We start from the raw sequence: 10,941 nt of genomic DNA on the forward strand, positions 1-10,941 counted from the left end.
GGTGGAGCGTTTGGAGAGAGAAAATGATACCATGCGTAATCAATTGAGGAGTTTGCATGATAATTATCGGTCCGTTTCTGATGATCATCGTACGCTGTTGATGAAATTGGTGGATCGGGAACGCAACCGACAGCAGGATTTGCCTATGTTCCAAGAAAGTTCACCACGCCCTGGTACTTCATCCCCTTCCGCTGTGCTGCGAGATCCTAGTTTACGCGACGGAGGAATTAGGGAAGGTATGCGTGACAGTAGCACGCGCGACGGAGGAATCCGGGAAGGTATGCGTGATAATGGCATGCGCGACGGAGGAATCCGGGAAGGTATGCGTGACAGTGGCATGCGCGACGGGGGAATCCGAGAAGGTATGCGTGACAGTGGCATGCGCGACGGGGGAATCCGAGAAGGTATGCGTGACAGTGGCATGCGCGATGGAGGAATCCGGGAAGGTATGCGTGACAGTAGCATGCGCGACGGGGGAATCCGAGAAGGTATGCGTGACAGTGGTATGCGCGATGGGGGAATCCGAGAGGATATGCGCGACAATGGCATGCGCGATGGAGGAATCCGAGAGGATATGCGCGACAATGGCATGCGCGACGGAGGAATCCGGGAAGGTATGCGTGACAGTGGCATGCGCGATGGAGGAATCCGAGAAGATATGCGCGACAATGGCATGCGCGACGGAGGAATCCGGGAAGGTATGCGTGACAGTAGCATGCGCGATGGAGGAATCCGAGAAGATATGCGCGACAATGGCATGCGCGACGGAGGAATTCGGGGGGGTATGCGCGACAATAGCGTGGTTTCTCCCTTGCCAACATCAGCAGATTTGGATTCCAATGAATCACAATCCAGGAATATGTTGGATTCCTTGCCTGAAGGGGCGTCATGTCCGGGTTAGGCCCCTGAGGGGGCCTGGGGAGAGGGGGGAGTGTAATGCCTACAGTGACCAGTGTACGTAAGGGAGATTACGTAGTACTTACATTGAACCGTCCCCAGGTTTATAATGCATTGGATGTAAATGTTCTATTGTCTCTATCGTCCTGTATTACGGTAGTGGCTAATGATCCCAAGGTGCGGGTGGTGGTGATAACGGGGGCTGGTGGGAAGGCTTTTTGCGTGGGTGTGGACAGGAAGGAGCGGCAATGTTTGGTAAGTGAGGAGGTACGTGCCTATACACAAAAGCTCTCTGCCACCCTGATGCAATTGGCAAGCCTATCTAAACCCGTGATTGCCGCCATCAATGGAGCAGCTTTGGGCAGTGGTCTGGAGTTAGCCCTAGCTTGTGATCTTCGTGTGGCCGCTAAGACGGCCGTCTTTAGTTGCCCAGAGGTGGGTTGGGGGGTCATCCCGAGTGCCGGGGGTACGCAACGTTTATCCCGTTTGATCGGCATGTCCCGTGCTAAGGAAATGATTTTGACAACTCGTCGATTGGGTGCAAAAACAGCGGCCGATTGGGGTCTGGTTCACAGATTGATGGAGACTGAGTGTGTCCTACAGGAGGCCGAAGATTGGGCGGCAGAAATTAGTCGCCTGGCACCGCTGGCCGTTTGCCAAGCCAAGCGGTCCTTGGATGGTGGTTTTGGGGTTTCGTTAGCAGAGGGTTTACAATTGGAGAAGCGTGCCGTAGAATCCCTTGTTGGTACACGGGACCGTCGTGAAGGGGCGCTTGCTTTTGCTGAGCGTCGTGCCCCTGTTTATAGGGGATACTGAAAATACAAAGGAGTTTGTATTCTATGAATAGAATGCCATCGCAGCATCTTCCCCCCGTAGGATCGCTGGGTTGTATGCAACCGGTGTGGAAACATCCTTTTCATGTGGCTATTCTAGGTGCAGGGGCCTTGGGCCGTCTCCTTGGGGTTCATCTTCACGAGGGTTTTTCTATCGGTGGTGGGGCTGCTGTGACGCTGTACACGCGAACGGCAGCACAGTGTGCGGATATTCAATGTCGTGGTATTGAATATGTGGATCTACAGGGTCGGTGCCGTTGTGTGAAGGTCCCCGTAGCGTGGATCCAGGAGGATATGCCTACCCATGATGCAATCATTGTAGCCGTAAAATATCCCTCCTTGGATGAGGTAGCTACTAGGATTAGGAATAGGATTACACCCCTGACCGTTGTAATTTTGTTACAAAATGGATTCAGAATTAGAGATAACGTTTGTCGGTGGAAGCCATCAAGGCTAGTTTATTTGTCTGCCGTCATGGAGGGGGCCATAGCATCGGGGTATTGTCAGGTGCAGCACACAGGTAGTGGTGTGACATCCCTTGGCCCCATTGGGGCCATGTCTACTTATAGGGAACATATAGTGCCACCCGTATTAGAAATTTTGTTGGAGAGGCTGCCAAAATTTCGTTATGCACCAAAGATTTTGCGGCTCCTTTGGGAGAAATGGGTACTTAGTAGTATCATTCTTCCGTTGACAGCTTGCAACGGGATCTCCAACGGGCAAATCGTGGATCCACCCTATCGATTTGAGGCCATAGCCTTACTGAAGGAGGCACTCATGGTAGGGGAACGTTTGGGATGGCATTGGGAATGGACGGATGCTTGGTTGGCTCTGACTAGATTATGCCGGCGGACCTATCGGAATCATTCCTCTATGCTGCAGGATCTATTACAGGGTCGTTCCACAGAAGTCGGCGTCATTAGTGGGGCTATGGTGGAATTGGCGCGTACAGTAGGGGTTGAAGTTCCACATCAGGAGAGGTTTTGGCGTAGGATTTGTCTGAGGGAGGCTGTAGTATGCGGGAAGTTGCAGCAGGAGGTTTGGTGGAATTCGTCTGGTGGGAAATGGGATGTATCTGAAGGGGATATGGATAGAGGGCAATTCTATGGAAATAGTAGAAAACCGGGCGGGAAAATTCCCCATGGATAGTTTTCTGCTTGATCTTGTTGTTATTATGTTATATTTTTAAAAAATAATTAATTTATTATATAAATACGTCGGGCGGGATTCCCGAGTGGCTCCAATGATTATACATAATTTAGAATTAACATGGGAAGTTAATTTAGGACGCTTTAAAATATTTTTTATAAAAAATTTGGTTTTTTTATATTCGCATGGGCTTATCATATTTGGATCGTAATGTTCAGGTTTCATACATGTCTATCGAAATTTGTGAATCGATATCGTGTTCCCCAGACAAACTGGATAGAGTCTTTTGGAAGAAAGGGGAAGGGATTACTTAGCACGCGCTCGTTTTGAATCAAATAGGGGGGGAACCTCGTTTTGCTGTCGTTCCTCTTAGTGATGGGTTTCACTTTGAGTATTGGTTTGCGTTCTAAATACGGTGTTATTCCTAAAAAATACGGTGTTATTCCTAAAAAATAGGTAATTTTAGGTTTCTTATCCTTGTTCGCAAGTTGCTTTCTGGGGGTATTTTTCAATTGATAATATTGTTCATGGCGAGGGACCCGGCTAAAATGCCGGGTCTACTCAACATATCATAGGATTTACACAGTCCTCCAGACAAATGAATGCGCCAAAATCAACCAGACGCTGCACCGTACCTTCCACTACATCGCTTTCCTGACTTCTGCAAAACCCCACCTTTGCGAGCTTAATGTTAGTTAGCTATCTATATCAGCCCTCGTATGAGGCAACTGCAGTATTTGATTATATCTAAAATAAATAAAAACTTCCCTAGTTAGGGACAGTCCATTATTGTGTATTGAGGTATCAACCTTTACTTAGCAGCGGCAACCCTCTTGAGGGGGCCAAAATTGTAAGCATCAACAAATGTACTCTGGACATTTTGTGTTGAATCGGGTTTCAAATTAACAAGAACTTTTCCTGGGTGATGACCAATTACACGATCGTCCACAGGATCGTATATGTTTGCGCCCCCCTCCTTCAACTCCTTCTCGTGATCCTCTAATGTGAAACCGTTTTCCTTTAGTGACTCTTTCTTCTCAGCAGAAGGTTCTTTTCTGATCCTATCTCTTTGCACACGATAATCAACCCAAACTGAACATTCTCCACTCAGGATGTCGGTTCCTTGCTTGCATTGATATTGAGCAGGTACGCTGGGGTGGTTCAGTTCAACTGTTGCACCTTTATTCAATCCAAGCGTTTCGTAGTTACGTAGTGATCGTAGCGAAGCATTCTCGTTCAATGTAACCTTTTCAGCTTGAGCATCAAAAGAAGGCAACAGGGCCGCACCAAACATTGTAGTCGCAGTTACAATGGTAACTGCTTTTATAGGCAATCCTTTCATGTATACCAACTCCTTTATTTTATAAATAAAAATACAACCTGGATCTGTATAACTTGGAAGGATTATTCTAAAATTATACAATTTAATTTTAACATACTTGACACTAAATTACAAGGTTTTCAGATCGAAAAATCGTCAATAGCACTTAGGGGCAGCATCCCGTTGGGGGTGTGAATTTCTGAACAGGGCTTTTGGGGGAGGATTTCCCCCCATTTGAGGTGCTTACCCCATGGACTACTATATAAAATAAATTTACTATATTAAAATATAAAACGTATATTTTGGTTTTCTAGCTCTTCCCCCCCTTTTTTACCTATGTCACTATAATACTTGACCCATCCTAATTCGTTAAAAATGGTAATTAATTTCCATTTATACAGAATCAATTAGTTTGCTATTAACAATCAATACATACTATTTTTAAATACAATTAATATCAGAAAAAACCAAATCAACTGATTTTTACTTCGCGCACCAGCACCAGGTATGGAACTGCATGAGGTTGGCGGAAAGGTCCAATCCCATATTGAGGGGCTGGGGGGTGAACTACTATGGCGCCTTTTATCCCTCGCAACTGAGGAAAGCTTTAGTACAGAGCTTCGATGACAATGTTTTGGCCTGGTGGGCCGTGTGTCAAGAAGTCGTTCAAGAGATGAAGGTTGCTCGGCCCTTCGTAACCGGCTGATAGGTAGCAGGTTACAAACTGCCTAGTGCTGCTGGGGTAAAGTGCCCTGGTTGTGAGCGATCTAGGAAAAGGCAGGGCATGACCCTGTCAGGTGGGAATCGGGGAGATCAGCGAAAGCGAACCGTTCGAAGACGCATCGAAAAGGCTAGTTCATGTCAAAACCGATGTGGGGTCCTAACGTCGGGATGAACCGTGGGGGATGACCTATCTACTGCCCTGGTGGCATGTGGTGTATAGGCGGGATGTGTGTCAAGAAGTCGTTCAAGAGATGAAGGTTGCTCGGCCCTTCGTAACCGGCTGATAGGTAGCAGGTTACAAACCGCCTAGTGCTGCTGGTGTGGAAACACCCCGGTGGTGAGCGATCTAGGAAAAGGCAGGGCATGACCCTGTCAGGTGGGAATCGGGGAGATCAGCGAAAGCGAACCAGCCGAAGACGCATCGAAAGGTATAGTCCATGTCAAAACCGATGTGGGTCCCGAACGTCGGGATGAACCGTGGGGGATGACCTATCTACTGCCCCGGTGGCATGCGGTGTTCAGGCGGGATGAACCCGATGTAGGCTCTTGATCGGAACTTGAGAGATCGTCGTACGGCGTCTGGCTGTCGCCAGATGTATAAAGACCGAGGACAAACCGAGGTTCCGTGCACGAAGTCGGATCAGCTCATAGTAGTGAGGAAGCTTCTGTAATGGAAGTGGAGCGAAGGGGCTGACTCATCCTGAGGAGGACAGTAAAATGAAACTCTAGTGGGAGATCCGCTAGAGGAGATCACTGGAACCTCGGAGCAACATCCCTATAATCGAAGTATGACCTAAAGGGTCTGAAGATTGGGATGGGATGAGAAGAGCTGGATGATGCGAGAGTATCACGTCCAGTTCTGTGAGGGACTCGGCTGAAATGCCGGGTCTACTCGACAGAAAGAAGTATAAGAAGCTCGGTAGCATGCGAAAGGCTCGTAGGTGGATCCAGTAATATACGAGGAAAGTACGGGAATCTGTTGTTTGCGCACTGGGACACATTAGACGCTAAGATGGGGCAATAAGAGCTATATAATGCGAGAGTATTATGTGTGGTTCTGTGAGAGGGTTGGCTGAGATGTCAGCCCTACTCGACGTGAGAAGCTCAGCTGAAATGATGGCCCTACTCAACATACTTTAGATAATATTACATGACGCACTCTCTCCGTTGTAACATTTCCTTTGCTCATTTGAAAGCCCCTCTTCCTGTTCTCTGCCGAGTCGATTCCGTAATTCTGATAAATCGCTCCCTTTCAATTTACCTACCGCATGCCTTGTCAGTATCCCTGGGTCGACGTTGCCCCACCCCCTGGACCTCAATTCCTCCATCTTTTTATTCACAATGTAATCCCATAGTTCTTTAGGACTATTCCCCAATTTTTTGTTTATCATCATTTTTTTGAAATTATCCACTTGAACTGCCCCCTGTCCTCTTTCGAATCTATCAGTGATCGTCGTTGGTCCTGGTCTGATACCCTTCTCTCTCTTCATGCTTTCTTTAATGCTTGTCCTTATATGGCCAAATAGCCGATCATCATTCAATAATTTGTCAATCTGGGCAAACGACATACCCTTTTTGATAACTTTATCGTAATCTAAAAGATTATAGGGAATGTATGTTATCTGATTGGACGTGAGCTCCTTGAACTTATCCGAATGGACCAACGCATCTATCTGGAACTTTTTTAAGTCCTGCACCTTGCCGCCTAATGACCTGATCTGGGGTCCTTCCAGTTCACTCACCTTGTCGCCTAATGCCTGGAACTGGGATCTAGTATAGTGCATCCAGTGATTGGGGGGGGGCATTCCTTACATGTTCTAGCGGTATCCTCCGAATATCTTCTGGTTTCAACTTCCTCTGAAATTCCTTGATCCAATCACCCATATAGGTACCAGACACGCTGACAGATTTACCATTACTCTTTATCATGAGGGAATCTATCTGTTCCGGAGATAATATCCCCTTATTTATCACTAGACTGGACATCGCAGTCTCCTCGAGCTTACTGGGGGAACATACCTGCCTTTTAGTTCTTCCTCCCCCTGATAATGGTATCAGGCATGATTCCGGCAGATCCATATCTTCCACAATTATTGTCCTATTTTTTCTCTGTGCATCATCTTCATTGTCCCCATGTTGTGTCCCCATGGTTTGCTGCTGGTTCTGTGAACTACCCTCTTGTTGTAGCTTTTGCTCTTTTTGTTTCTGCAACCACTGATGGGCCGTACTAGTAGCTATGCCATTTTCGACAGCAAAGTTAAGAAGATCCATAGGAGGGATATCTTTGCCATTTTCTAGGTCATCAGAGTATTTACTTAGTAGTTTTTGCTCTTGTTCTTCCTGAAACCACCCAGCGGCCATATCAGGATCTATGTTATTTTCGTTAGCAAACTGACGCACATTGGTCGCTTCGCCATTTTTTTGTTTCTCAGATAGTTTTTTTAAAAATCCTTTTTTATGTTCCTCACTATATCTACTATATCCAGATCCAGTACGTGCGGTCTGTTCCTTCCCTGAACTACCCCCTACACCATTTATAATGGTATTGATATTATCATTGGTATTTATCGTATTTGTTGATCCACCTTTCCTTTTCATAGGAGACCTTTTTTCCCTAAGTCTACCAGGTTCGAGATCGTTTTCCTTATGTTGCTGCTGGGGGACAGAGGATGTTGGGGAAGGTTGTTCCACATCCGTACTATTCCCATGTGGAGGCAACGAATACGGGGATGACAGATTCTGGATATCGGGCCCGGCTAGCTTCTCTGGCGGGGAAGCTGCAGATTTATGGTAAGGGCCCCATAAGGTAGGAACGACAAAAAATGTAGCGAACGCATATCTCTTGTTTATTTTGTTCATTGTCTGCCCCCATATTTTAAAATATATTCAAACTATAAATAAGAATGGGTAATTTTATTATTACTGTCCTGTGTAGGATGAGGAAAAGAGGACACGAGGGAAAATACATTTGGGGAAGCCAAGACACTCTATGTTCAGAAGCATCCTGTTGTGGGTAGTGAATTCTTGAAAGGGGAGATTTCCGGATCTTATCTGCATATCGAACCTAAGGGTTCATTCTCAGGAGTGAGGGGTTGTGAACCATTGGGACCCTCAGCCAAACTTCGGACCCGGAATATCCTTGGGCGGTTTTTTCCTAATTCTGGATTGTAAAGATTGAGTTAGGCGGGGGCCCTAGGTTTCTCTCCTGTCTGTCTATAAATTATAATCTTATTTGAAATGGAAAAACAACCATTTTATAGACTAACTTCGGAACCTTGCAATTTTTTGCGGGGTTTCCGCTGTTCATAGCGGGTGGATGAACAGCGGCTTTGGAATGTGAAATTATTGCGTGAATCAGGCAAGCGCAGTATTATGGAGTAGCATATGAGGAACGAATAGGCAAACAGATCGTTTGAGGTCACTGGGCTTGCCCTATAACCAGTTGATAGGCCCCTCCCTTTTCATCATGGACAGTTGCGGCCAAGTAAACGCCAAATCTGAGGGGTATGGTACCTCGGGAAAAGTCGCAAAGGGAGAGAACGACAACGGATCTGTCCTATACGTTCGGGCAGTATGCACAGTGTACAAGAGGGATGAGCCCAATTGGGACGTTCACTGTGCAACCTAGTACCTTAGTTTGGAATGTCGAAACGGGCGGGGATATCCTACCCTCCCAACTACCCATGTATTTCTATATGTAAAAAATTATTATGAAGCCCAGGATCTAACACGGGAACATCGAGGTTTATACTCGGTTTGGGTGTGAGGACGGTTGGATAATACAATCACTATATTTTTGTAATTTTTATTATTATTAATCCCGAAATACCGGCGCATGATGGACTTGATGAAACAATTTCTACCCTCTGCAACGCCATTGGTTCATTTTACAGAGGTGGTGCTGGTGCTGGAATTAAAAGTCAGTTGATTTGGTTTTTTCCGATATTAATTATATTTCAAAATGATATATATTGATTGCTATTAGTTAATGAATTACTTCTGTATAATATGTATGGATAATTTGTAATGTAAATAAAAAATTGAATAGTATGAATGTTTTGGACCGGATATGTGTGAAACGTAACGATTATGGTTGGATTTCTACTATAACCATGGAAACTCGGTTTTTGAACCCATGATCGCGGAAATGAATGCCCTATTCCGCACACCTTGGCACGCCAAATAGACCGGCCTATAGTTCCGATTATTTTATGAATTTTTTAAATTATTAGATATGCTCATCACGATATGACTTCTCTCCTTCTTATTCTTATAAATTTTACTATATATTCGGAGACTTGAGATGTGTTATACGCTACACACTTTGCGAACATTGTCAACCTAGCTCTTCGTTCACCACGCACCTTAAGTCGGCGAGCTCCGTAAGCATTTTTTAGTGCGGAGCAAACGCCCTCAATGGCCGCACGACTGTTCCCTGCTTCCCTATATTTTGTCTCCTCCAATTGATCTCTTTGCTCCGCTGCCGAGTACGTTCGGTCGGTTAATCTTATGGTTCTTCCCCCTGTTTTGTTGAGTTTGCCAATGCACTGATCCGCAAAGGGGCACTTCTTGCAATCCTCCCCGTTGAAATAAGCCACACTGGTCCCGCTCCCTGGTTTTCTCCCTGGTTTGTACTGGCTGTTCTCGGGTTCCTTGTTTGCCACGCACCGTGTAATTTCCTTTGTTCTTTTGTCTCGCACAAACGTGCTTGCCCTCAATTTATCGGGGTTCTCCCTTCGGCCCGTCATATTGGTGAAGCATAGCGAAATACCCTTTGATTGGGCAAGTTCGCTTATCTCATGGCTGTAGTACCCCCCATCGGCACACAACCGCATTCCATCATGGGGAACCCATGTTTCTATGTACTCCTTCGCAAAGGCCGTATCTGGATGAAGGGAACCTTTCATATCAAAGAAGGAAATTAGGCTTACTCCCTTCTCTCCATCACGATCCTCTACGATTTGTCCGGAATATCCCCAACATTCCTGTTTGTTCTTCTTCCTGTACTGAGCATCAGGATCATAAGGGCTTTGTAGACTACCAGAACGCACCTTGGAGAGCATCCTGAGATTTCCTTGTTCATCCTCCTCAGTTTGTTCCCAGATCACCCTTTCCAGCAATGCATACTCCTTGGTTGATCTGATGTTGTCATAGTGGGAGACCTGTTCCCTTACAGCCAAGCAAACCCCAATTAGCTCTGCAGTCCTATGATCCCTTGCTGTTGCCCCTTTTTGGGGGGGAAGGGGAGGCTGATAGCCCAATGATTGCCGACTATCGATGTCTGTTAGTTTACACCCCTTCTCCAGAAAAACCCCCCACTCCGCGGGGAGGGGAATCAGGAGTTCAGCCGAGATACAAACCACATTTTTCGCCACCAGATAGATCACGTCATTACGGGTCAATTTCCTTATGTTGCTGTTGATTAGCGTGCTATCCATTCTACGGCAGGTGGATGTCATACCTACTATTGACTTTTGGAAGGTGGTGAAGTGCTGAAAGGAGTCCCGTGTAACATTGCATTTTGTTTTCTCCTCGTATGCCAACAACCGTTTTCTGCCTTCGTATAATGTTCTCCTACCTATAAGGGGCTTTCCTTTTTTGCCCCCCAGAGCTTCAAAGAACACTCCTTCCCGTGGAATACGTTCGATCAATTCCCTGTCTGTCCACCCAAAGGTTTCTTTAATGGACTCCAGGATTATGGTAAAAAGGATATCCTTGCAGGGTTGACCGATAGTATTATGATAATCGGCATATGTTTCCTTGTACCATGAAGCATGTTTCTCATAATACTCGCAAAGGGTTGCAAGTTTAATTTCTTCCTTGGTGGAACACCAGCGCCACTTATCCGCGAAGCATTCAATCCATTCCTCTACCCCTTCCAAGTTCGACTGTTCTATGGTACAATACCCTGAGACCATCTGTTATCAACCTCCCTTTATAGTGGGTATAAAGAGGATTGTATAGGAATAACAGATGGTCTTCAAGTTTCTTTGAGGGTATTTTTCAGGTAATACATAT

8 protein-coding genes are annotated in these 10,941 nt (G+C 45.9%); 4 read left to right on the top strand and 4 right to left on the bottom strand.

All coding sequences use genetic code 11. The annotated features are described in order from the left end of the window. Window positions 1-936: 936 nt before the first annotated feature. Window positions 937-1,713, top strand: coding sequence for an enoyl-CoA hydratase-related protein (locus PPRES148_RS09810; protein WP_149454470.1), 777 nt, complete (start codon window positions 937-939; stop codon window positions 1,711-1,713). 23 nt (window positions 1,714-1,736) lie between these two features. Beyond that, entirely contained in the window at window positions 1,737-2,879 is a 1,143-nt protein-coding gene (locus PPRES148_RS09815; RefSeq protein ID WP_149454471.1) for a ketopantoate reductase family protein, read from the top strand. Between the two features lie 811 nt (window positions 2,880-3,690). Here the strand turns inward: PPRES148_RS09815 and PPRES148_RS09820 are convergent. After that, entirely contained in the window at window positions 3,691-4,221 is a 531-nt protein-coding gene (locus PPRES148_RS09820; RefSeq protein WP_149454472.1) for a hypothetical protein, read from the bottom strand. Window positions 4,222-4,654: 433 nt separating this feature from the next. Between PPRES148_RS09820 and PPRES148_RS09825 the strand changes: the two genes are divergently transcribed. Beyond that, the gene (locus PPRES148_RS09825; protein ID WP_281290009.1) at window positions 4,655-4,906 is read left to right on the top strand and encodes a group II intron maturase-specific domain-containing protein; all 252 of its coding nucleotides are present in this window, start codon (window positions 4,655-4,657) and stop codon (window positions 4,904-4,906) included. A gap of 393 nt (window positions 4,907-5,299) precedes the next feature. Further along, a complete protein-coding gene (locus tag PPRES148_RS12090) occupies window positions 5,300-5,473 on the top strand; it encodes a hypothetical protein (RefSeq protein WP_187820525.1) in 174 nt (57 codons plus the stop codon). A gap of 586 nt (window positions 5,474-6,059) precedes the next feature. On the opposite strand, the gene PPRES148_RS09830 is transcribed toward PPRES148_RS12090, so the two are convergent. From PPRES148_RS09830 to PPRES148_RS09840, 3 genes are all read right to left on the bottom strand, one after another. Continuing rightward, window positions 6,060-6,665 (bottom strand): hypothetical protein, encoded by a 606-nt coding sequence (locus PPRES148_RS09830; protein ID WP_149454474.1) that lies wholly within the window; start codon window positions 6,663-6,665, stop codon window positions 6,060-6,062. Between the two features lie 28 nt (window positions 6,666-6,693). Continuing rightward, on the bottom strand, window positions 6,694-7,782 hold the full coding sequence (locus PPRES148_RS09835; RefSeq protein ID WP_149454475.1) for a hypothetical protein: 1,089 nt from the start codon (window positions 7,780-7,782) through the stop codon (window positions 6,694-6,696). Between the two features lie 1,382 nt (window positions 7,783-9,164). Continuing rightward, the gene (locus PPRES148_RS09840; RefSeq protein WP_149454476.1) at window positions 9,165-10,841 is read right to left on the bottom strand and encodes a transposase; all 1,677 of its coding nucleotides are present in this window, start codon (window positions 10,839-10,841) and stop codon (window positions 9,165-9,167) included. Between the last annotated feature and the right edge of the window lie 100 nt (window positions 10,842-10,941).

Origin of the sequence: Pasteuria penetrans (genome assembly GCF_900538055.1) — a bacterium.
GTDB classification, from domain to species: domain Bacteria; phylum Bacillota; class Bacilli; order Thermoactinomycetales; family Thermoactinomycetaceae; genus Pasteuria; species Pasteuria penetrans.

Bases quoted from the DNA above. Each gene is read 5' to 3' on its own strand.
- PPRES148_RS09835 (WP_149454475.1), bottom strand. From the start codon at position 7,782: ATGAACAAAATAAACAAGAGATATGCGTTCGCTACATTTTTTGTCGTT.
- PPRES148_RS09810 (WP_149454470.1), top strand. From the start codon at position 937: ATGCCTACAGTGACCAGTGTACGTAAGGGAGATTACGTAGTACTTACA.
- PPRES148_RS09815 (WP_149454471.1), top strand. From the start codon at position 1,737: ATGAATAGAATGCCATCGCAGCATCTTCCCCCCGTAGGATCGCTGGGT.
- PPRES148_RS09840 (WP_149454476.1), bottom strand. From the start codon at position 10,841: ATGGTCTCAGGGTATTGTACCATAGAACAGTCGAACTTGGAAGGGGTA.
- PPRES148_RS09820 (WP_149454472.1), bottom strand. From the start codon at position 4,221: ATGAAAGGATTGCCTATAAAAGCAGTTACCATTGTAACTGCGACTACA.